Origin of the sequence: Burkholderia sp. MSMB1589WGS (assembly GCF_001636105.1) — a bacterium.
In the GTDB taxonomy this organism is placed as follows: domain Bacteria; phylum Pseudomonadota; class Gammaproteobacteria; order Burkholderiales; family Burkholderiaceae; genus Burkholderia; species Burkholderia humptydooensis.
Map to the genome: position 1 here is coordinate 2,117,594 of NZ_LNJT01000008.1, position 20,420 is coordinate 2,138,013.

Here is a 20,420-nt window from a genome sequence, read left to right on the forward strand (position 1 = left end):
GCCTTATGCCGAGCTCGGCATAAGGCGCATTATCCCGAGCTCGGTTTTATCCGGGAGAGAACAAGCTTTCGCCAACGTGCGAGCGACGTCTCCGGGGTTCGAACTCCACATAAAGTTGAGCGCGCTCACAAGGACTGTAGGAACGCGAGCAGGTCGCCCTTTGGCTTCCATGACTTTGCGTTCACCGGCTCAATGCAGGCCTTTTTCCAGAACGCCTGCATGGCGTCGCGCTTCATCTGCAGGTTGATCGTGATGTAACGACCTGTCGTTGCGACGCTGGTATGACCCAAGTAATCGCGGATCACCGTCACGTCGGTTCCGGACTGCAGCAACGCGACAGCGCAACTGTGGCGCAGGACGTGCGGGGTGATGTGCTTTCGCATCAGCGCGGGATTGTCCTGAGCCGCCGCGGTCGCGTACTTGGTGAGGATGTAGGCGATGCCGTCGCGCGTCAAGGGTTGCCCGTGCCGATTGACGAACACGCACTGCCCGTCGGCGTCGCGTGACATGCCGCGAAGTCGGTGCAATGCGTTGGCCGTCTCGGGCCACAACGGCAATAGACGTTCCTTTTTACCCTTGCCACGCAGGCGCACCTGCCTTGGTGCAGTCAATTGCAGGTCGTCCCACCGAAGGCCCGCAGCTTCGCTGACCCGAGCACCACAGTTGTATAGGAACAGCAGCAACGTGTAATCGCGCTGCAAAGAGGCAACACCGCGGCCGCTCTGCTCGGAGACGAACTTGAACAGCAACGTCAGCGCATCCCGGTAGGCGCGGATGGTATGAACGCTGGCGCCTCGTTGCCGTGGCAGATACTCGGTGAAGTACGACTGCACATGAGCGAACAGGCCGAGCGACGGCGATCGGCTCATCGCAAGTAGCGCTTGCCACGTGAGTGCTGCTCGAAGGTAAGCGATCATTTACCGACGCCCTAGCATCGGTCACGTGACTCACAGATGCTACGTGTCCACGTGGACACATGGCATCAGAGTCAATGAACGATAAACAGGATTTGCATGAGCGGCTGGTGATCGGCCAGAAACGAGACGGTCGCCGCGAGTACGACGAAGCGGCGCGGGAGGAATTGATCCGGCAATGCCTTCAGCCGGGCGTGTCGATAGCGCGCACGGCGATGGAGTACGGAATCAACCCGAATCTGCTGCGCAGTTGGGTGACGCGCTATCAGCGCAGCCAGAAGACGGCAAATTTGCCGACGGAGCCAGCAGACAACGATGTGATCGATATGCCTGCCTCGTCACCGGCATTTATCCCGGTCGTCGCGGCGGCGGCGCAGCCCGTTACCCCCGAAGCAAAGCTGTCGCTCTCGCTGAACGTGCGCCTGCCCAACGGGGTGGAATTGAAGCTGGGCGAAGCGGGGCTTGAGGAGATCACGACGCTGATCCAGATGCTCGGGAGGCTGCCGTGTTCCGGTTCGACGAAGGGCTGAAGGTCTACCTGCATCGCGATCCGGTCGACTTCCGCATGGGCATCAACGGGCTGTCGATCTTGGTCGAACAGGCGATGCGACTGAACCCGATGACCTCAGCGCTGTTCGTCTTCGGCAATCGCCGTCGCGATCGCATCAAGATTCTTGGCTGGGGCGGCAACGGCTTCCGGTTGCTACTCAAGCGCCTCGAAGCTGACCGCTTCATCTGGCCGAACGGAGGCGACACGATCATGCTCAGCGCCGAGCAGTTGCACTGGCTGCTCGACGGCATCGACTTGGCCGTGATCCATAAGCATCCCCAGCGATATTACGCGCGGATGAGCTGAACACCACGCGGGTGACATGGTCTAATCGGCCATGCCGAACAATCCCGTCATTTTGAGCGCCGAGGAGTACGAGGCGCTGATTGCCGCGAGCGTCGAACGCGATGCGCTGCGCGGTGAGCTTCGGCTCGTGACGGCTCAGCGCGATCTGGCCGAAGAGAAGCTGCGAGCCTACAAGCACGAATTGTTCGGCGCCTCAAGCGAAGCGCGCCATGTCGACCAGCTGGGCCTGTTCAACGAAGCCGAGGCACTGGCGACGGCTACCGACGCGCCCGCGCGCGAGGACGTGCCCGGTACGTTAGTCGCCGCCCACGCGCGAGGAAAACGCGGGCGCAAACCACTCGATCCGAACCTGCCCCGCGAGGTCGTGCGGCACGAATTGCCGGAGTCTGAACGATTCTGCGCGCACGACGGCCATGCCCTCGTGGAGATCGGTGTCGAGACGAGCGAACAGCTTGACGTGATTCCCGAGCGGGTGCGTGTCGTTCAGCACCAGCGGGTCAAGTACGCGTGCCCGTGCTGTGACCTCGGCATTAAGGTCACGCCCGCACCGGCGCGCATCGTCCCGCGCGGGCTGCTCACGGAATCCGCGCTGGCGTGGATCATCACTGGCAAGTACCAGTACGGCATGCCGCTGTATCGTCAGGCCACACTGCTGCGTCGCTTCGGCGGCGATATCTCGTCGAACACGCTGGCCGCCAGTGTGGTGCGGGTGGGACTAGCCACGCAGCCGGTGATTAACCTGATGCGCGACGCGCTGCTCGAATCAGACCTGATATACGGCGACGAAACCACGTTCCAAGTGCTGAAAGAACCGGGACGAAGGCCGCAGGCGAAGAGCTACCTATGGGCGCAGGTCAACGGCTCAGGGCCACCGGTACGGATGTTCTCGTACTCGCCGGGGCGCGGTGCCCAGCATGCGCAGAAGCTCTATGTCGGCGTGCAACCCGGCACCGTGCTGATGACTGACGGGTACGAACTCTATAACGGCATCGCCCACGATCACCAGCTCGTGCATCTCGGATGCTGGGCACACGTTCGTCGCGGCTTCATCAAGGCCGAGGAGTCGGCGCCGAAGGCTGCACGCTCGCCTGATCTGCTAGCCACGCGCTTCGTGATGCTGATCGGCAAGCTGTTTGCGGCCGAGGCGCGCAGCGCGAAGTGGAAGGCTGAACGCCGGCAGCGACTGCGCGCCCGGTACAGCGCTCGCGTGCTCACCGTCATCGAGCGCATACTGGTCGAGCATCTGCCAAGCGTTGTGCCGTCGAGTCTGCTTGGCAAGGCGCTGCAATACATGAGCGGGCAATGGCCCAAGCTGGTCCGCTACGTCGAGAACGGAAACTGGCCGATCTCGAACAACCTGTGCGAGAACGCGATCCGGCCATTCGTCGTCGGCCGCAAGGGCTGGTTGTTCTCCGATACTGTCGCCGGCGCGCAGGCCAGTGCTAACCTGTACTCCCTCGTCGAGACGTGCAAGGCGAACGGTGTTGATCCGTATCGCTATCTGGTCTCGCTGTTTAGGGCGTTACCGAAGGCAACAACTCTCAGCGACTACGAAGATCTTTTACCTTGGAGCACTGTAGGCGATGACGTCATCGGACATTCTCATCCGTGAATCGCGACCATCGGATCACGCAACAACCGCATTCTTGCTGCAGCAACTCGGCTACCAGACAACTCCAGCGCTAGTCCTTGAGAAAGTTGAAGCGATGCTTCCGAGCCTGGTAGACAAAATCATTGTGGCGTCCATGCGAGAAGAAGTTATCGGTAGTATTAGCCTCCACGCACTACCGCTCTTCCACGCGGCGGGCAATCTCGGGCGCATAACTAGCATGGTCGTCGACGAGCGATATCGGGGAAACGGAGTTGGTAGCGCACTGATTGGCGCTGCAGAACACTGGTTTAGGCAGGCCGGGTGTGTAAAGTTGGAAGTGACAAGCGGCGATCACCGACCGGCTGCTCACCACTTCTATGAGCGACATGGTTTCTTGAGGGACGGCCAGCGACTCTCCAAGAAGCTCCATTTATAGAGGGGCGTCTTTGTCTGATCGCTTACCGAAATACGCTGACCATACTCCGTTGTACCGGCAGTCGCAGATTGCCGCGCGCGGCTGACTGCGTGAAGCTCGACCCGGCCAGCACGGGTCGCTGGGGCAGCCAGTGCGAGGCGTTGCGCTGCTACACGATGGCACCGTCCAAGCTGCACGCGGACGACACGCCGATCCCGTTGCTCGCGCCGGGCAAGAAGAAGACGAAGCCTAGATTGATGAAAACCCCTATGTTGTAAACGGACAGTTCTCCTTACATTTATATTACATTTTGATGGCACGCTGATCATGCTGCAGAGAGATCAACCACCCCCTGCCATCAGCCTCATGAGGATTTGAGCATGAACAGGTTTTGCCTCGTCAGATCAAGGTTGCTGGGATTATCGTTCGTTCTTTCCGGCCCTCTCAATGCGGCCATTCGGCACGAGCACGTGCGTCTCACGATCAACCAACAGAAACGAAGGATTCAAGGATATGAAGTTCAATACCCGTAGTCTGATGATGACGGCTGCGTTCTCCATGAGCGTCGTTTCGACCTCCTGTCACGCCTCCGACAGCTCGCAGGACAAACTCAGACAAGTGGTGAGCGAGGCCATCCAGCCGGTGATGGCTAAATACGACGTGCCCGGGATGGCAGTCGGCATCATCGTCAAGGGTGAACCACACGTGTTCAATTTTGGCGTGTCATCGATCGAAACGTATGCGCCTATTACGCGCGACACCTTGTTTGAACTCGGGTCCGTGAGCAAGACCTTGACCGCGACGCTTGCGTCGTACGCGCAGGCGAGTGGCAAGCTGTCCTTGTCGGCCCCAACGAGCCAGTACCTGCCTGCGATGCGGGGTAGCCGGCTGGGCAAAGTGGAACTCCTCAATCTTGGCACGCATACGTCAGGTGGATTTCCCTTGCAGGTGCCAGAGTGGATCCGCAATGACGATCAGCTGATGCAGTATTTCAAGGAATGGCAGCCCGCTTACACGGCTGGAGCGTACCGGACCTATGCCAATCCGAGCATTGGAATGCTCGGCATGATCACCGCGAAAAGCATGGGCCGGGATTTCACGGCGCTGATGGAACAGTGGCTGTTCCCTTCGCTCGGGATGAAGAACACATTCATCAACGTGCCTGAATCTCAAATGGGAAACTACGCACAGGGCCACACTAAGGAAGGCGCGCCGATCCGGGTGGCACGCGGCATGCTGTCGGCGGAAGCCTACGGCGTCAAATCAACGGTGGAGGATATGCTCCGCTTCGTGCGGGCCAACATGGCGCTTGTCCACCTTGACGACACGCTCCAGCAGGCGATCACCGATACGCATACCGGCTACTTCCAGGCAGGGCCGATGACTCAGGATCTGATTTGGGAGCAGTACCCGTACCCTACCAAACTGAAAGCCTTGCTGGAGGGGAATTCGGCCAAGATGGTCTTCGAAGCAACGCCGGTGGTCGCGCTGAATCCGCCGCAAAAACCCCGCCAAGACGTCTGGATCAATAAGACAGGCGCAACGAACGGCTTCAGTGCCTACGTTGCTTTCGTGCCCGAGAGGCAACTGGGGATCGTCATCCTCGTCAATAAAAACATTCCTAATGACGAGCGGATAGTGGCCACGTATCGCATCTTCGCGTCGCTGGTCGATGGTGCGCAGTGATCTGGGGAGCAGCAAGGACCTCAATCGTTGCGCGGCGCTACCAAATAGTCGCCTGCGAGACGAGAGATCGGCAAGCTCCCCCTGCTCAGAAAGCAACTGACAGATCTTGGGTGATGCCGGTGAAAAGTGGCCCACGTATCAAATCGCGCTGCAAGCTGTTTGCGATCGAGCGATGCGCGCAGCCGATGGCGCCTGAGCGCGAAGTGTTGCCGGATCGGCCCGAAGCATGACAGGAAAGACCCGCGCGCTCGGGATGCCGGAACCCTCTCATGGGCATTGTTAACTTGGAGAGATTGAATGCGGGGCGGTGTGAGATGTGAGCGATTTGCTCGAACGGTGCCAACTCAATTTGAGAAAAATAGGATGAGAATTCCAAAGATTTGCCATATCCTCGTCGCAACAATATTTCTGAACCCTGCAGCGTCCCGTGCCGGCGAATTCGCACCTGTCGGCAGCATCTCGGCATTCTATAGATGGAGCGGCGATGTCCCCGCTGTGCCCGGTCAACTGTTGCGGACCGAGTGGCTGACGGCTGAGCAAAGCCTTTCCGAGGCCGGCGAGAACGTCCGCCTTCTCTATACTTCGACCAACGGCGTTGATGGTCACACGCCAATCGTGGTGTCTGGCGCGCTGTATCTCCCAAAGGGCCATCCGCCTCCGGGCGGATGGCCGCTGATCGCCTGGGCTCACGGCACCGTAGGTACCGCAGACATTTGTGCGCCATCGTACGCAGGCCGCAGTCGTCGGGATCGCGACTACTTGGACCATTGGCTGAATAGGGGGTACGCGATCGTCGCAACCGACTATCAGGGACTCGGAACCGTAGGGCCGCATCCGTACGCAGGAACTCGTTCGCTAGCGTACAGTGTGCTCGACGGAGTTCGGGCGGTAGCTGAACGCGGCTTTAACATTTCGAACAAGACAGTAATCGTTGGTCAATCCCAAGGCGCGCGTGCAGCCTTCGCGAGCGCGTTGTACGCAGCGTCGTACGCGCCGAACCTCGATATCGTTGGAATCGTCGCAACCGGCACACCAGACTATCTCTGGGACTCAACCGAAGGTTCCTCCGTTGACTCGCTGGCGACCTCGCCCAAGAAAGTTGATCCCGCCTTTGCCTTCGATCTCTATCAGCTGCAGACGGCTAGACTCCTGGACCCTCCGTTTCGCCCGGAAGACTACCTAAATGAACAGGGGCTCAATATCTTCAAGTTCGCCGAAAATCATTGTGTGCTTGATCTCCAAAACGAAATTGCTCGGACAAAGGCGACCTTTGACAGGAGCTTCAAGAAGAACCCCAAGGACGTGTTTTCCACACTATTTGATCTGGGCGCCTATCCTGAAATCAAGACCAACATTCCGATTTTCTTTGGAACCGGCGGCAAGGATCGCGCTGTTTCCGTTCCAGGCCAGATCGCACTAGTCAAACGAGCTTGCGCAACAGGAAATAGGGTCGAATATCATTTATATCCCAACCTTGATCACTCTGGTGCGTTGCTTGGATCGACGCCAGATTCGACGGTTTTTGTCCGAAAGGCGTTCTCCGGAGAAACAATACTGGGGAATTGCGCTTTGGCGAAACCGACTAAGCGGTCGCAACAAATCAACGAGTAGTCGCCTTGAACCGCACCGGGAATCGTGGAGGCCGGTTGGTTTAAGTTAATGCAGGCACTTCAGCGGCATTGCTGAGTTGCCTGTAGTAGTTTGCTTCAGCCTCAGCGGGCGGGATATAGCCGAGAGGTTCCATCCGCCGATGATGGTTGTACCAGGCGACCCATTCCAGCGTTGCCAGTTCGACGGATTCCCTTGTTTTCCACGGGGCGCGACGATGGAAGAGATCGGCTACCGCACCGACATCTTCTCGCTCGATGGCATCACTGGCAGCCAGCGCGAATACCTGCATTGGCTGATAGGCGCGTGCGCAGCCGATGGCACCGATGTCGAGTCGCTCCTTACGGAGGACGCGATCGACCTGCTGGCAACGAAGCTACGCACACCGTTACAGATCCAGCTCCATCTGACGCTCGCGTTCGAGGCCGGATACCGGACCGGCGAGAAGCCTGTGTCGGCTGCGCTCGTCGAATCGATGCTGTCGCGGCAGCTTGACGATCTCGAGCCGACGCTGACTCGCCACGGCTACCGCATCAAGGACCTTGTCGAGCAGTTCGACGGTAAGCGGCTCGGCTGGGCCGTTTCCTCAGTCGCGCGCACGTGAGGCATGATGGTGTTGGCGTGTCGGAGTCCGTATAGATCACGGGGGATCGTGTCCGCAGTCGCCGATCGTGGACACGATCCATCCCAATCTATTCAGATCTACCCGGTTGAGGGTGTAGGCGGGGTGGCCGGCTTCAGTTTGTCGGCCACGTTCCACGGCAGCAATTCGTCGATGCGAGAGATCTTGTGATCAGCGATGTAGGTCAGGACGTATTCCAGATAGGCACGCGGGTTGATCCCGTTGAGCTTGCACGTCCTGATCAAGCTATACATCGCGGCGGCCCGCTCGCCCCCGCTGTCAGAGCCGACGAACAGATAGTTTTTGCGTCCGAGCGCGATACAGCGCAGGGCGTTTTCGGCAAGCACGTTGCTGATCTCGGCCCGACCGTCCTCGCAGTAGAACGTGAGCGCTGCCCAGTGGTTCAGCGAGTAATTGATCGCTTTGGCGAGCGCGGACTTCGTCGACAGCGTCGCGAGTTTCACCCTGATCGTCGCTTCGAACTTCGCGAGCAACGGCTTGGTCTTTTCCTGCCTCACACGCAAACGCTCGTCAGGCGCCTTGCCGCGGATGTCGGCTTCGATGCTGCAGAGCTCGCCGATCATCTCGAGCAGTTGCTGAGTATCCGGTGTCGGCGTGCGCACGTGAACATCGTAGATGTACCGCCTCGCGTGATCCCAGCATGCTGCCTCTTGGATCTTGCCGTTCGCGTACAACTGATCGAATCCGGCGTAGGCATCGGCCTGCAGGATGCCGTGGAATGCGGCGAGCCGGGTTTGTGGATGGAGCCCTTTGCGATCCGAGGAGAAGTCGAACCATACCGCAGCCGGGTCCGTCGAGCCCGAGCGGCGATCGTCGCGCACGTAGACCCAGAGGCGGCCGGTTGCCGTCTTGCCGTTGCCGGGTGCAAGCACCGCGACCGGTGTGTCGTCGACTTGCACCTTGCCGGGGACCAGTACGTAGCGCTGGATCGCTTCAACCAGCGGTCCGCAGAGCTCCGCGATTTGCCCAATCCAGCGACCCATGCTGGCGCGATCCAACGTCACGCCGTCACGTGCCGCAATCTCCGATTGACGATACAGCGGTTGGTGATCGGCGAACTTCGATACCGCAATATCGGCCAGCAGGCTCGGATGCGCGATGCTGTGCTCGATCGGCAGGCTGGGCATCGCGGGCTGTTCGATGTGCCCGCAATCAGGACAGCACAGCTTGTGGCGAATCGTGCGGATCACTTTGAACGCGGCCGCCACGCGGGCGAACTGCTCGGATACATCCTCGCCAAGTCGCTGCATCGTCGTCGCGCACTTGGGGCAAGCCGGATCCGGCGTGAGTTCGATTTCGTCGCGCGGCAAGTGCAGCGGCAGCGGCTCTCGCGTGGGCGCTCGGCCGGGTGGCGCCTTCGACGTCTTGTCTCGCTGCCCTCGCGTCTCTGCAGCACCCTGGCCGCCCGTCAAGTCTTCGAGTTGAGCTTCGAGTTTATCGATCTGCCGGGCCAGTTTCTCGGACTTGCTCCCGAAGTACATTCGCCTGAGCTTGTCGATCTGCGCCTTCAGGCGCTCGATTTCGTCGTCGCGCGCAGAGCGATCTCCCGCACCATGTTCGCGATCGATGCCTGCTGCTCAAGCAGCGATGCTTGCTGCTCGAGTACCAGGGCCTGGAGCTCAGCGATGGTCGTGGGAAGCGGCGCATATTTCGACATGCATCGCAGTTTACGAGCCTTTACAACATCGACAGAGCAGCGGTACGTCGCGGCTGTCGATCGCGGTAGGGACGTCCCTTTCGGGACGCCCCCCGCACAGATCCGGACGTGCCCAATTAAGGCATCCGGCTCCTACCGTCGGTGTTTGACGAGGAAGCGTTGTTCCGGCCATGGGTGCAGGACGCGTGGCATGGGCAGGTACTTCTCAACGATCACGTTCATGCGACGCCACGTAAGCCGCCGGCGCTGGCTCCGCCTCAGAAGGCTGAGATACCAGCGAATCTTGACCAGGTGGCGAACAGCACGAACAGCCTGAAGGTTGGTCGGCACCGCAAAGTAGGCGTAATGCCCCCGCAGTACCTGAGCCAGCCACCGGCCTTGCTCGTCGATAGGACTTGACCTCATGTGCCGCAGTTCTGTCGCGATTCGCTTGACCGTCTCGGTCTTACGCTTGCGCTTCGTCTTTCTCCAGAGCTGGAAGCCTTTGCCCCCTCGCTTCTTCCCGCAAATGTGCGTGAAGCCGAGGAAGTCGAAGGTCTCGGGCTTCGAGAGCCCTTGCGCCGCGCGCCGTTCGGCAACGAAGCGCCCAAACGCGATCAATCGCGTCTTCTCTGGATGCAGACTCAGCCCAAACTTCGCCAGTCGGTCTCGCAACTCACCCAGAAATGCGTGTGCATCTGATACATACTGGAAACCAACAATGGTGTCGTCCGCGTAGCGGACAACAATCATGTCAGCGTCTGCATGACGTTTCCGCCATGCCTGAACCCACAGATCGTACACATAGTGCAAGTAAATATTCGCAAGCAGGGGTGATATCACGGCTCCCTGCGGCGTTCCCTGAGATGTATCGATCCGCGCGCCTTGCTCCAGCACGCCCGCCTTCAGCCATTTCTGGATCAGGCGGATGATTCGTCGGTCGCCAATACGGTGCTCCATAAACTTGACCAGCCATTCGTGGTTGATCGTGTCGAAGAAGCGACTGATATCGGCGTCGAGAATCCACCAGATGTTGCGCCCCTTGATTCCGTACGCGAGCGCGTCCAACGCATCATGCTGGCTGCGCCCGGGCCGGAACCCATAACTGAAACCCAGAAACTCCGCCTCGTATATCGGCGTGAGGATCATGACCGTCGCCGCCTGAACGATTTTATCCTCCATGGCGGCGATGCCGAGTGGCCGTTGTTTGCCATCTGCCTTGGGGATGTACACCCGCCGCGAAGGCAACGCCCGATACGCTCCTGCGTGGAGCCGCTGATGCAGCCGCTGGAGATTCTCTTCCAGTGCTGCCTCGTACATTCCCCACGTCATCTGGTCAACGCCCGCTGATGCGCTCTTCTTCAACGACAGGAAGCCCGCACGCAGGACGTCAACGTCAATGTGATGCAGGAGCGCTGTCAGTTTCTCCTTCCCGTTTCTGTTGACAGCTTCCCGTATGCGACTCTGCGCCTGTGACACGGCTTCCCAGCTCTGCGTCCGGACCATGCTTTGCATCATCGCATTCCCTTCGGTCCCGCTCCTTCCCTCCACCAGCTCCGCTGCGGCTGACGCCGCTTTGTTCGCCGGTTTCCCTGGTACTACGAGCGAGTCTGACTTCTCCGGACCGTGCATCATGGTCTACGGCTCCCAGCCTTCACCATGCGGCCCATCGCCCGGCTGGCGAGGGCGGTCTGGAGACCTCGCGGTTCCCGCTCAAGAGACGTACACGCATGCCAGGGTCTACCGACGACGCGGAGCCGCCCACCGCTCGCGATATCGCGGTGGGACGTATTGCCTTCTGCTGACTGGAAAGCATCAGCACTCCGATTGGGAAGTCTTTCGTCGCTCAATGGCTGGCCTACGTGCGCCCTTGTCAACGCTTCGGTGACACTCTCGCGAGTGCCCCCGCATGACTCGGGGTCGATGTGATTCGCTGGTTCTTCATCGCAAACGGTCTCCCGTCGCACCCAGTCGATGCCCTCGAGCAGCATCGACAACTGCGCGCTCGTCAGATGGATCTTTCCGCCATCGGCCTGTGGCCAGATAAAACGGCCTCGTTCCAATCGTTTTGCGAGCAACCAGAGCCCGTCGTCGGTCGCCCACAGCAGCTTCACGAGATCGCCGCGGCGGCCACGGAAGATGAACACATGACCGCCCAGCGGATTCTCTTCGAGCGCCGTCTGTACCTTCGCGGCCAGCCCTTGGAACCCACAGCGCATGTCGGTCACGCCGGCCGCCAGCCAGATGCGCGTACCTGCCGGCAACGCGATCACTTCAGGCATTCCTGCAGGAACGCTTCGGTACGCTCGGCAGACAGGTCGCGAATCTTCACGCGCCGCTTGCCGATCTCCACCTCGATCTCGCACACAGGCGTCGGCATCGGTACGCTGCTCATCGCTTCCGACGCCACTGTCGGCTCCGGCGCCCGAAGTACCAATGCCGAGTCGATCACGTCGACGCTCAGCAGTTCCGTGCTTGGCACGCTCGGCGCAACGTCGAGTGCAGGGACGACCAGCTTGCCTTCACGATATTGCTTACGCCATCCGAACACCACATTGGCGTTGATGTCATGCCGTCGCGCAACAATCGACACTGACATGCCGGGCTCTAGCGTCTCTCTGATCACCTGCTGCTTGAATTCTCGCGCGTACGTGCGATGGGGGTGCGCGCGACCCGCTGCGTTCGACATGGCTGACTGGCTCCGTCAATCTAAACGCGCCCATCATGCGTTGGAAAAATCAGCATCAGTAAACGGTCAGGACGAGTCGCTTACGTTCGACGCGAAGCCGGTCGAGATCAAGGCGCTGTTCGGCAACTCGCTGGAGCCGGTGAGGGCCGCGACCCTTCGCGACAAGATGCTCGCGGCCGGGCTGCCGATCTGAAGTCCGTCAGTTGCAGATAATCCCAGTCCATGCCGATGGAATGCAGATCGGCGTGATCGAATGCAGGCTCAGTTGCAGTTAATGCCTCGTAAGCCGTCAATAAACGACGCCCTACCAATGGCAGGCAGAAGGTCAGATACTAGGTGTCCGCGTGGACACATGCACTCAGACCGTGATGACAGAAAAACAGGATCTTCGAAGCAGACTGGTAGTTGGCCGCAGACGGGATGGCCGGCGGGAATTTGATGAAGATGCCGTGCGGGAGCTGGTCGAGTTTTGCTTGAAACCGGGGGTATCGATCGCCCGGGCGGCTATGGAGCACGACGTCAATCCGAACCAGTTGCGCCGCTGGATCTCGCGCCATCAGTAGCAGACACTGCAAACACCAACGAGACCGGACCCGCTGGTGATAGACGGCGTATCAATCGACATCCCAGGCCAGATCACATCATCGTGGATCCGACGGCATGTTCGGCCGATTCGGCTTGGCGCACGCTGTCCACCCAGACAAATTGCAGTGGATAACTTTAAGGCGATGCGCGATGCTTTGAACGTCGAAGTTCTGAGCGAGCCGAAGGTCGGTGGCGCTCCCCGTAGGAGACCGGGCAGTCGTGGAGGAGACGTTCGGACCGGATGCGCCAGTGTCAGGCGTGGCGTGCCGGCACCGCATCAATCCGAACCAGATATTCGCGTGGCGCAAGCAGTGCCAGCGTGCGAGCCTGACGGGCCGTGCAGACTGGCGAGCCGATCATTCCCGCATCGGCGCTGGCTGTCGCCCGCAAGGAGATTCGCACGTTGCAATGGTTATCGGGCAAGAAGATCGTGGAGAGCGAGAGCCTGAAGGCAGTGGTCCAGACGTTTGAGCAAAAAGTTTGATTGCGCGTTCGCGCTTGCTGCCGCAGGACGACCAATGAACACCATCTGCGAACGTCCTCGGCGTGTCACGCTCGGCGTTAACAGTATAGTATATCTTGCCAGCAAGATGCTTTGGGCCTTGGAAACGGGCGGAAGCGCGGCCCCGATTCGGGCCGCGCTTCGGTCACCGTCCAGCGAGGTCGCCTCTCCAGTCGGAAAGGCTAGGAATTTGCCTGCTTGAACTCATCAAGGCTTACACGACCATCTTCATTGGTGTCCATTTTGCTAAACATATCTTTTATTTGAGAATCAGTCAAATAGTCACCTAGAATTTTCGTCAACTCGGACTCGGTAATAACTCCATCATCATCGTTGTCATACTCCTTGAATCGGGTGATAATTTCCTCCATCTGATTTTCGGTTAACTTGCCCATTTTGATCTCCATTTCAGAAATGTGAATACAGATCTACTTTTTTGACGGTTGAAGCATATTGAAGATAGGTCGTTGTATCCGTTTCGTCAATCGAATCTATTGATGTGATTCGTCCTGAAATAGGTTGACACTTTTTCGCCGAAGCGAAGAGGTACCAAGTGGAGCAAGGGATCAATCGGACGCAGCGGGACTACAGCCTGGCTTTTAAGCTATCGGTGGTGGCGCAGGTCGAAAAAGGCGAACTAACGTACAAAGAGGCGCAGCAGCGTTACGGTATCCGGGGACGCTCGACAGTGCTGGTATGGTTACGTAGTCGGCCCTGAACAATTCGTTTTACTGTGCGGCGGCGTCATGCCGCCGATAGTGCGGCAGTCTCGCCATTGAGCAGGACAGCAAGAATCAAGGCGTAAAAAAGCTGCAGCTTTCTCAGGATCATCCGCAGGTTGTGGCCGGCGCCGCACAGCACCGCATGAATTGCATCGCCCAACGAGCCCTTGAGCCAATTCCGATCGAGCTTGCCATCGGCCTTCATGTGTCCGATGGCCGGCTCGATCGCGCTGCGACGCCGGATCATTGCGCGCAGGCCGCGCGTGATGCCGCGTCGCAAGCCGGGGTGATAGATCTTCACGCCGTCGACGGCGACACCCTTGTAGCCGCGGTCGACGACGGCAATCTCCGGTTGTACGTCGCTCAAGATCGCCGCTTGCTCCAACGCTTCGGCCAGCGTGTGCCCGTCGTACGGATTGCCCGGCATCGAACGCGCTCCGACGATCAAACCTTCCTTGTGCGTCGTCGTGATCGACACCTTTACGCCGAATTCGTACGGCTTGCGCGCTTTGCCTTTCGCCAGGCACTCGACTTCCGGCGCGTGCAGCGCATACAGCTTGTTTTTGTCCTTCTGCTTCTGCGTGAGAATCCGCTTCGTGCGGCCAATCAGCTCTTCCAGCGCCGCCCGACCTTGCTGAGCGACGCCGTCCAGTTGGCGCTCGACGTCGCGCATCACGCGCCCCACTCGCGAACGCAAAGTGCGCAGCGCTTTCTTCATCCGCTTGTACTGCTTGGCATGTGCGTAGCGCCCGATCTGGCCCGCCAGACGCGGTGCTTCGCGGTTGTAGTTCTGCCGCAGCTTCAGTCCCTGCTCGGCAGCAGCCTTCACCAGATGTTCCCGGCAACGCTCGAGCAGGCGCGAATCGGTCGGATATGCAATCGCCTTCTCCATGACCGTCGTATCGACGATCACCCGCTTCAGGCTCGAGGTCTTGATGACGTTTGCGCGTTTGAGTGACGACATGGAACTTGTCGAAGGTGATGCGGGCGTTGGGCAGGTGCTCGCTGACGCCCTTGATGAAGGCCGGCGACATGTCGATGCTGACCGAGGTGATTTGCCCGGGCGTGGCGTTGTGCGCTTGCAGATGGGCGGCGAACTGCTCGATGGTGGCGGCGTCCCGGCCTTCGGTAACGAACACGACCTTGCGTTGTTTGGCGTCGGCCACGAGCGTCAGATAGTTGTGCCCGCGCTTGTAGGAAGTCTCGTCGACGGCGGCGCTCGTCACGTCCGACAGATCAATCTCGGCCAACGCCAGCTCGACGTAGCGCTTGCAGATCGCGTGCACGCGGTGCCACGACTCGCCAACGGCGCGGGCCACCGCGGCAAAAGGCATCTGCTGGGCGAGCGTGAGCACCATCGCCTCGAACAGCAGCGTGAAGCCGCTGAGCTTGCTGGCCCAACCGGGCTCGACGAGCGCGACGCGGCCATCGGGCAGCTTCACGCGCGGCGTGCGCACTTCGAGATAGCAGTCGTGCTGAAAGAAGTTCAGGTGCCGGTAGCGCTTGACGACAGTGTCATGCACGGGATGCGCGCCGGCCACTTCCGGATACGGAAAGCGGGTGCCGGCAGTGAAGTCGATCTGAATCGTCAGCCGTTTGGCGGCCGCGTCGAAATCGACGCCGCTCACGAACCACGGATCGCTCACACCCAATGCGGCTTCGAATAACTGACTATGCATGACTTCCCTTCGTCTTGTTATGCGAAAAATCGGACCATACCACCCACTCAGAATTCAACAGAGGCCAAAATGGAAAGATCCTTATAGGTGGTTCATTTAGTGGGCACGATACTCCCACGCGTCTTGGTCAAACTCAAGACGGGTTGTCTGGTCGCTTACTCTGCGATGCCCGCCAGGCCGAATAAATCAGCGTTTCCCCTGGACCAGACATAATTTTTCACGATAATTCACCGACTTAGATCAACATGTGGCGGATTTTTCACGAAACCCGGCGATCCGCCTTTTACTGCCAATATCGTTCTACTGAACGTGGCCGGGTTCCAGTAATAACGCAGCGAAAAAATGGAAGCCTACTCATGCCGGATTTTCCGCAGCAGCGAGCGCCTCGCAAAAGTGCGGGAAATGGCGCGCGACGAGCACTTCGGGCAGTAGATACTGTGGAAAGCATATCGACGTGTTGTGAGCATGCAGCACGTGCAGGCACAGGCCCACGTTGTCGGCGGGCAGCGCGACCCGCGCACCGCGTGCAAGTGCGGCCTTCGCGAACATGCAGTCTTCGTTGAACGAGCAATGCTCGAAAGGCTGCTCCGCCCACAAGCGCTTCGTGTACAGGTAGCTGAAGCCGTAGCCTAGATGATTGTCGGCAAATACGGCGTTCTTCAGCGGAAAATTGAGCACCGTCATGGGTCGGTCGCTCCAGCAGAAGTGCAGGCCGCTCTTGCGCACGAGGTCCCAGTAAGCGAACTGCCCATACACGCGGCTATAGAGGAAAAACGCGCCGAGCTTGACCAGTTGCGCCTCGTGCATGCGCATCTGTCCAAGCATCGTGGCGAGGTAATGAGGCCCATAAATCTCGTCGTCGTCGAATTGGGCGATGACCTCGCCACGAGCGAGGTCTGCCGCGAGATTGCGCTTTTCGCCGATCGACATACGTGAAGGCAGGTGGCGATACACCACACGCTCGTCGCACAGGCTAGTGATGAACGTGCTGGGAACATCGCTGTCGTCAATCACGACCCACTCGAGGGCAACTCCAACCGACTGCGCGGCGAACGAGCGATACGCAAGTGGCAGCAGCGCCTCGCGATTCCAAGTGGGCGTGATGACGGTCACACAAGGTGCGCTTGCCGTGATTGGGGTTGCACGGGAGCTTGCAGGATTCATACGGTGCACTCCGATTCGCACGCCACGTTCCTCGAGATGTTACTGCGGCCGCTCGGGCCCGAAACTTCCACGGGTTCGCTGTAGGCCGCGAGCAACTTCGCTACCACGCGAGGTTCCTGTCGCATTCTTTCGGACGGCTTGCGCTTGAGCTACGCGTCGTAGTCGCTCACCGACACGCCCAGCATACAGCACATCGGTGGCACGGGATATTCCTGTCGCATTTGTTTTATCATGCCGCACCTCACTGCGACTCCTTCGCGAAATGCGTCACGAACTTTTTTGGCTCTGCTGAAATTTGAGTGGGTTATGCCGCATGCGGGTTGATTGAATCGAAGTCGAGCTTGCCGGCGATCAGGAACAGCACGGTACGCATGGTGGTGAGGTTGGCGTAACCCGCGCGCGTCGCTTGGCGGCCTGAAACAAGCCGTTGAGCGCTTCCAGGAAGCGGTTGGTCTGACGCGTCCGGGTCCAGGCGACGATGCCGTCGAAGTGCTTGCGGATCATGCGCGCAACCTCCTTCATGGGTTCGACCTTGGAGCGCATCACGTTGGTACACCACGGCTCGAGCATCTCGGAGACGACGTTGATCTGCTTGCGATCGAGGATGTCGCGCAATTGCTCGCGATAGAGCCAGGCCCGGGCGGTGCGCTTGGTCGTGATGTTGGCAACGAGCGCGTCCAGATCGGCACGCTGCGCCACGCTCAGCCGGTCGCGGTCCTTGAGCAGTGCCCAGCGCAGGCCCTTGAGGTCCGGGTCGGTCTTCTGTTCGAGCCGCCGCGTCTTGTCCAGAGCAAACGATGCCTGAGCGACGACAAACGATGCCTGAGCGACGACGTGGAATTTGTCGAAGGTGATGCGGGCGTTGGGCAGGTGCTCGCTGACGCCCTTGATGAAGGCCGGCGACATGTCGATGCTGACCGAGGTGATTTGCCCGGGCGTGGCGTTGTGCGCTTGCAGATGGGCGGCGAACTGCTCGATGGTGGCGGCGTCCCGGCCTTCGGTAACGAACACGACCTTGCGTTGTTTGGCGTCGGCCACGAGCGTCAGATAGTTGTGCCCGCGCTTGTAGGAAGTCTCGTCGACGGCGGCGCTCGTCACGTCCGACAGATCAATCTCGGCCAACGCCAGCTCGACGTAGCGCTTGCAGATCGCGTGCACGCGGTGCCACGACTCGCCAACGGCGCGGGCCACCGCGGCAAAAGGCATCTGCTGGGCGAGCGTGAGCACCATCGCCTCGAACAGCAGCGTGAAGCCGCTGAGCTTGCTGGCCCAACCGGGCTCGACGAGCGCGACGCGGCCATCGGGCAGCTTCACGCGCGGCGTGCGCACTTCGAGATAGCAGTCGTGCTGAAAGAAGTTCAGGTGCCGGTAGCGCTTGACGACAGTGTCATGCACGGGATGCGCGCCGGCCACTTCCGGATACGGAAAGCGGGTGCCGGCAGTGAAGTCGATCTGAATCGTCAGCCGTTTGGCGGCCGCGTCGAAATCGACGCCGCTCACGAACCACGGATCGCTCACACCCAATGCGGCTTCGAACAACTGGCTATGCATGACTTCCCTTCGTCTTGTTATGCGAAAAAACGGACCATACCACCCACTCCGAATTCAACAGAGGCACATCTACTTTCAGATGGGGGCGTCCTACCGCCTGTCGCAGCGCGATCGACAGATTTTCGACGAGTTCCGCGGTGACAAACACGGAGATCTGGCACGGAAGTACGGTGTCTCGCTCCAGTGGGTCTAAAAGATCATCAAGGCCGTGCGGCGCGAGGAACTCGCCGCCCGGCAGAGTGATCTGTTCGAATAATCGGGCGGGCGGCACCGCTGGTAAAGTACGACTTTCCAGACTGCGCGCTGCCTTCCAGCCTATGAAACAGATTTTCCTCGCCGCTCCCGTCTGATCCCATTCAGTCCCGGTTCGTCCCGGTTTTATCTCGCGGATTCGTCTCGGGTTATCTCACTTCCTCTCACACGTACGGCACGTCATGTGAATTAGCCGGAACTTGACTTGACAGGTAGTCGGGTCGATAGCGAGGAAGCGATCAATGGGGGATGAGCTTCTCCCGGGCAAGATCCAGTGAATCGCGGAAGGTGCACCCGTGCGCTGGGCAACGAGGCACTGGACGCCAAAGTGGCGGCGATCTATCGGGCCACTCACACCAGTCAGGGCCGCCCCCGTATCGTGCGGCAATTGAAAGCCCGAGGCCGTCCAGGGTCAACCTATCAGATGTGAGAGGTTCGTTTTCGAGTTTTCTGACCTATTCTCAGGCAAATAGGTACCAATGCCGGGCGTCTTGCTTTCGACCGCCTCCTTACCCGCTTGTCTCAGTCGCGGTGCACATATTTCCGACCGCGTGTGCGGTTGTGGACGTTGTCAAGTTGCGCTATTGGAATGGACGCCCCCACGCGACGACATCGATGTATCAAAGTGGTGAGTGTTACCACAACCCATCTAACCGGAATGGAAGCGCACACCATGAAGGTTACGATCACTGTGCGGACTGCCCAAGCCAACCAGATCCGTGGGTTGCCGGCCGAGTTTGGTCTGGTTGTTCCTCAAGGTATCGAAAACATTGTCAGGCCGGTACTGGAACTGATCGAGGCTGCGCCGACCCGCTGCCGGGGACGTTCTGTTTGCTCATCTAGCGATTGCCGGAGCACCTTAAAGAACTCGATCGCCAGGCGGATGAAATTGGCGTGCAGATTGAGGCGTGGCGCCGGAACAGCGACTTGGGCCGCGAGGTGGCGAAAGGTCCCGGAATTGGGCCGCTTATCGCCAGCGCACTGGTAGCGACCGTGGGCGACGCGCGAAGCTTTGTCAGCGGACGCCAACTGGCAGCGCGGCTTGGCTTGATGCCTCGGCAAAACTCCGGCAGAGGCAAGAATGTCCTGCTCGGCATCAGCGTGGCGATACGTGTTTATGAACACTGCTTATCCACGGGGCTCGCGCGGTGATCTACAGAAGCAAACTCAAGAGCACGATGCGCGAGCGTCCCCATCTTTGCACGCGCCACTTCCAGCAGTCGGCTGTCGGGCGGGAACGCGATCGCCTTCGCTTGCACCGTGCTGTCGACGATCAAGCGCTTGAACTCGTTGCGTGCAACGGCCTTCATGTCCGCGGCAACCGCGATCGTTGTCGCCAACAGTTCTTCGACGCCGGCCTCGGCCAGCCGCTCGCTATAGCGAATGCTGACGTATTGCGACCCCCTGTCGGAATGATGAATGAGCGTACCGTCATTGTCCGGCCGGCGAGCGTACAGCGCCTGTTCAAGTGCGCCGAGAACGGAGTCCGTGGTCATCGGCGAACTGACGCGCCAGCCGACGATACGTCGGGCGAACGCGTCGATTACGAACGCCACATAGAGCCAGCTCTGCCACGTCGAAACGTATGTGAAATCCGAAACCCAAAGCTGGTTCGGCCGATCAGCCTTGAACTGACGGTTGATGCGATCCAGCGGACGTTGGGCCGTGACATCGGGGATGGTCGAGCGAATGCGTTTGCCGCTATCGACTTCTTCTCGCTTGACCCACCACGGCAGGGTCTGGCTCGTGCAGCCGATCTTGGGGGCAATGGATTCGATCGCCGCCCACTGTGACGGATACTCGTCGCGATGCTCTCGCACCATGCGCACTGCACGTTCACGGACTTCAGCAGAACACTTGTTCGACTTGTTCATGGCTCCATTCTCTCAAGAGTTGGAGCCTCTACCAAATCCGGGGCGGTTCAGCC

At 59.5% G+C, this 20,420-nt stretch carries 17 protein-coding genes and 12 pseudogenes; 15 read left to right on the forward strand and 14 right to left on the reverse strand.

From position 1 onward, the window contains the following. Positions 1-125: 125 nt before the first annotated feature. The gene (locus tag WT16_RS26625) at positions 126-917 is read right to left on the reverse strand and encodes a tyrosine-type recombinase/integrase (RefSeq protein ID WP_231892113.1); all 792 of its coding nucleotides are present in this window, start codon (positions 915-917) and stop codon (positions 126-128) included. Between the two features lie 74 nt (positions 918-991). On the opposite strand from WT16_RS26625, the gene WT16_RS26630 reads away from it, so the two are divergent. From WT16_RS26630 to ampC, 6 genes and pseudogenes are all read left to right on the forward strand, one after another. Beyond that, positions 992-1,444, forward strand: a complete 453-nt coding sequence (locus tag WT16_RS26630; protein WP_059933741.1) for a transposase — start codon at positions 992-994, stop codon at positions 1,442-1,444. Then, the gene (gene tnpB / locus WT16_RS26635; RefSeq protein WP_061083813.1) at positions 1,420-1,770 is read left to right on the forward strand and encodes an IS66 family insertion sequence element accessory protein TnpB; all 351 of its coding nucleotides are present in this window, start codon (positions 1,420-1,422) and stop codon (positions 1,768-1,770) included. Before WT16_RS26630 ends, tnpB (WT16_RS26635) begins: the two co-directional genes overlap by 25 nt. A gap of 31 nt (positions 1,771-1,801) precedes the next feature. Continuing rightward, positions 1,802-3,382 carry an IS66 family transposase gene (locus tag WT16_RS32940; protein ID WP_082875012.1) on the forward strand — a complete coding sequence of 527 codons (1,581 nt, stop codon included), beginning with the start codon at positions 1,802-1,804 and terminating at the stop codon, positions 3,380-3,382. Between the two features lie 94 nt (positions 3,383-3,476). After that, positions 3,477-3,797 carry a GNAT family N-acetyltransferase gene (locus WT16_RS35245; protein ID WP_269447552.1) on the forward strand — a complete coding sequence of 107 codons (321 nt, stop codon included), beginning with the start codon at positions 3,477-3,479 and terminating at the stop codon, positions 3,795-3,797. A 4-nt stretch (positions 3,798-3,801) separates the two neighbouring features. Next, positions 3,802-4,024 (forward strand): annotated as a pseudogene (locus WT16_RS32950) (transposase); the annotation flags it as partial. Positions 4,025-4,289: 265 nt separating this feature from the next. Continuing rightward, positions 4,290-5,462, forward strand: coding sequence for a class C beta-lactamase (ampC, locus tag WT16_RS26655; protein ID WP_063534590.1), 1,173 nt, complete (start codon positions 4,290-4,292; stop codon positions 5,460-5,462). 131 nt (positions 5,463-5,593) lie between these two features. Here the strand turns inward: ampC and WT16_RS35250 are convergent. Further along, a pseudogene (locus tag WT16_RS35250) lies at positions 5,594-5,733 on the reverse strand (IS6 family transposase); the annotation flags it as partial. 92 nt (positions 5,734-5,825) lie between these two features. Here WT16_RS35250 and WT16_RS32960 point away from each other — a divergent pair. Further along, on the forward strand, positions 5,826-7,073 hold the full coding sequence (locus tag WT16_RS32960; protein WP_082743893.1) for an alpha/beta fold hydrolase: 1,248 nt from the start codon (positions 5,826-5,828) through the stop codon (positions 7,071-7,073). 40 nt (positions 7,074-7,113) lie between these two features. Here WT16_RS32960 and WT16_RS34060 read toward each other — a convergent pair. After that, a pseudogene (locus tag WT16_RS34060) lies at positions 7,114-7,302 on the reverse strand (IS3 family transposase); the annotation flags it as partial. Between WT16_RS34060 and WT16_RS35255 the strand changes: the two are divergent. After that, a complete protein-coding gene (locus tag WT16_RS35255; protein ID WP_082743895.1) occupies positions 7,288-7,674 on the forward strand; it encodes a phosphoribulokinase/uridine kinase in 387 nt (128 codons plus the stop codon). The pseudogene WT16_RS34060 and the gene WT16_RS35255 overlap by 15 nt on opposite strands. Positions 7,675-7,772: 98 nt before the next feature. Here WT16_RS35255 and WT16_RS26665 read toward each other — a convergent pair. From WT16_RS26665 to WT16_RS35475, 4 genes and pseudogenes are all read right to left on the reverse strand, one after another. Continuing rightward, positions 7,773-9,370 (reverse strand): annotated as a pseudogene (locus WT16_RS26665) (IS66 family transposase). A gap of 132 nt (positions 9,371-9,502) precedes the next feature. Beyond that, positions 9,503-10,981 (reverse strand): group II intron reverse transcriptase/maturase, encoded by a 1,479-nt coding sequence (gene ltrA, locus WT16_RS26670; RefSeq protein WP_348982157.1) that lies wholly within the window; start codon positions 10,979-10,981, stop codon positions 9,503-9,505. Beyond that, positions 10,981-11,631 (reverse strand): IS66 family insertion sequence element accessory protein TnpB, encoded by a 651-nt coding sequence (tnpB, locus tag WT16_RS35735; RefSeq protein WP_348982123.1) that lies wholly within the window; start codon positions 11,629-11,631, stop codon positions 10,981-10,983. Before tnpB (WT16_RS35735) ends, ltrA begins: the two co-directional genes overlap by 1 nt. Continuing rightward, positions 11,619-12,038: a transposase gene (locus WT16_RS35475; protein ID WP_063534591.1), complete on the reverse strand. Its 420-nt coding sequence runs from the start codon at positions 12,036-12,038 to the stop codon at positions 11,619-11,621. Before WT16_RS35475 ends, tnpB (WT16_RS35735) begins: the two co-directional genes overlap by 13 nt. Between WT16_RS35475 and WT16_RS26685 the strand changes: the two genes are divergently transcribed. From WT16_RS26685 to WT16_RS35265, 3 genes are all read left to right on the forward strand, one after another. Further along, positions 12,037-12,231, forward strand: coding sequence for a hypothetical protein (locus WT16_RS26685; RefSeq protein WP_231755980.1), 195 nt, complete (start codon positions 12,037-12,039; stop codon positions 12,229-12,231). The two genes, WT16_RS35475 and WT16_RS26685, sit on opposite strands and share 2 nt — an antisense overlap. A gap of 175 nt (positions 12,232-12,406) precedes the next feature. Beyond that, positions 12,407-12,601, forward strand: a complete 195-nt coding sequence (locus tag WT16_RS35260; protein WP_231755981.1) for a transposase — start codon at positions 12,407-12,409, stop codon at positions 12,599-12,601. A 359-nt stretch (positions 12,602-12,960) separates the two neighbouring features. Then, positions 12,961-13,107 carry a hypothetical protein gene (locus WT16_RS35265; protein ID WP_231892114.1) on the forward strand — a complete coding sequence of 49 codons (147 nt, stop codon included), beginning with the start codon at positions 12,961-12,963 and terminating at the stop codon, positions 13,105-13,107. Positions 13,108-13,307: 200 nt separating this feature from the next. On the opposite strand, the gene WT16_RS26700 is transcribed toward WT16_RS35265, so the two are convergent. Next, positions 13,308-13,520: an EF-hand domain-containing protein gene (locus WT16_RS26700; protein WP_197486508.1), complete on the reverse strand. Its 213-nt coding sequence runs from the start codon at positions 13,518-13,520 to the stop codon at positions 13,308-13,310. Between the two features lie 158 nt (positions 13,521-13,678). On the opposite strand from WT16_RS26700, the pseudogene WT16_RS34080 reads away from it, so the two are divergent. Next, a pseudogene (locus WT16_RS34080) lies at positions 13,679-13,831 on the forward strand (IS3 family transposase); the annotation flags it as partial. 38 nt (positions 13,832-13,869) lie between these two features. Here WT16_RS34080 and WT16_RS26705 read toward each other — a convergent pair. The 5 genes and pseudogenes from WT16_RS26705 to WT16_RS26720 form a co-directional block, all read right to left on the reverse strand. Beyond that, positions 13,870-14,799 (reverse strand): annotated as a pseudogene (locus WT16_RS26705) (IS5 family transposase); the annotation flags it as partial. 49 nt (positions 14,800-14,848) lie between these two features. After that, a pseudogene (locus tag WT16_RS35740) lies at positions 14,849-15,526 on the reverse strand (helix-turn-helix domain-containing protein); the annotation flags it as partial. A 354-nt stretch (positions 15,527-15,880) separates the two neighbouring features. Next, complete coding sequence (locus tag WT16_RS26715; protein ID WP_197486509.1) at positions 15,881-16,639, reverse strand: glycosyltransferase family 2 protein; 759 nt, start codon at positions 16,637-16,639, stop codon at positions 15,881-15,883. Positions 16,640-16,732: 93 nt separating this feature from the next. Next, positions 16,733-16,971 (reverse strand): annotated as a pseudogene (locus WT16_RS32970) (IS3 family transposase); the annotation flags it as partial. A gap of 23 nt (positions 16,972-16,994) precedes the next feature. Further along, positions 16,995-18,241 (reverse strand): annotated as a pseudogene (locus WT16_RS26720) (ISL3 family transposase). Positions 18,242-18,260: 19 nt separating this feature from the next. Here WT16_RS26720 and WT16_RS35275 point away from each other — a divergent pair. The 3 genes and pseudogenes from WT16_RS35275 to WT16_RS35280 form a co-directional block, all read left to right on the forward strand. Next, on the forward strand, positions 18,261-18,434 hold the full coding sequence (locus WT16_RS35275; protein ID WP_269447553.1) for a Mor transcription activator family protein: 174 nt from the start codon (positions 18,261-18,263) through the stop codon (positions 18,432-18,434). A 354-nt stretch (positions 18,435-18,788) separates the two neighbouring features. After that, a pseudogene (locus WT16_RS34085) lies at positions 18,789-18,908 on the forward strand (IS3 family transposase); the annotation flags it as partial. Between the two features lie 518 nt (positions 18,909-19,426). Further along, a pseudogene (locus WT16_RS35280) lies at positions 19,427-19,611 on the forward strand (transposase); the annotation flags it as partial. 228 nt (positions 19,612-19,839) lie between these two features. On the opposite strand, the pseudogene WT16_RS26730 reads toward WT16_RS35280, so the two are convergent. After that, positions 19,840-20,367 (reverse strand): annotated as a pseudogene (locus WT16_RS26730) (DDE-type integrase/transposase/recombinase); the annotation flags it as partial. Positions 20,368-20,420: the final 53 nt, after the last annotated feature.

Excerpts from the sequence above, each read along its gene's own strand:
- WT16_RS26625 (WP_231892113.1), bottom strand. The coding sequence starts at position 917 with ATGATCGCTTACCTTCGAGCAGCACTCACGTGGCAAGCGCTACTTGCG.
- WT16_RS26630 (WP_059933741.1), top strand. The coding sequence starts at position 992 with ATGAACGATAAACAGGATTTGCATGAGCGGCTGGTGATCGGCCAGAAA.
- WT16_RS32940 (WP_082875012.1), top strand. The coding sequence starts at position 1,802 with ATGCCGAACAATCCCGTCATTTTGAGCGCCGAGGAGTACGAGGCGCTG.
- WT16_RS35245 (WP_269447552.1), top strand. The coding sequence starts at position 3,477 with ATGCTTCCGAGCCTGGTAGACAAAATCATTGTGGCGTCCATGCGAGAA.
- ampC (WP_063534590.1), top strand. The coding sequence starts at position 4,290 with ATGAAGTTCAATACCCGTAGTCTGATGATGACGGCTGCGTTCTCCATG.
- WT16_RS32960 (WP_082743893.1), top strand. The coding sequence starts at position 5,826 with ATGAGAATTCCAAAGATTTGCCATATCCTCGTCGCAACAATATTTCTG.
- WT16_RS35255 (WP_082743895.1), top strand. The coding sequence starts at position 7,288 with ATGGAAGAGATCGGCTACCGCACCGACATCTTCTCGCTCGATGGCATC.
- ltrA (WP_348982157.1), bottom strand. The coding sequence starts at position 10,981 with ATGCACGGTCCGGAGAAGTCAGACTCGCTCGTAGTACCAGGGAAACCG.
- tnpB (WP_348982123.1), bottom strand. The coding sequence starts at position 11,631 with ATGCCTGAAGTGATCGCGTTGCCGGCAGGTACGCGCATCTGGCTGGCG.
- WT16_RS26685 (WP_231755980.1), top strand. The coding sequence starts at position 12,037 with ATGGCTGACTGGCTCCGTCAATCTAAACGCGCCCATCATGCGTTGGAA.
- WT16_RS35475 (WP_063534591.1), bottom strand. The coding sequence starts at position 12,038 with ATGTCGAACGCAGCGGGTCGCGCGCACCCCCATCGCACGTACGCGCGA.
- WT16_RS35260 (WP_231755981.1), top strand. The coding sequence starts at position 12,407 with ATGACAGAAAAACAGGATCTTCGAAGCAGACTGGTAGTTGGCCGCAGA.
- WT16_RS26700 (WP_197486508.1), bottom strand. The coding sequence starts at position 13,520 with ATGGGCAAGTTAACCGAAAATCAGATGGAGGAAATTATCACCCGATTC.
- WT16_RS35275 (WP_269447553.1), top strand. The coding sequence starts at position 18,261 with ATGCGAAAAAACGGACCATACCACCCACTCCGAATTCAACAGAGGCAC.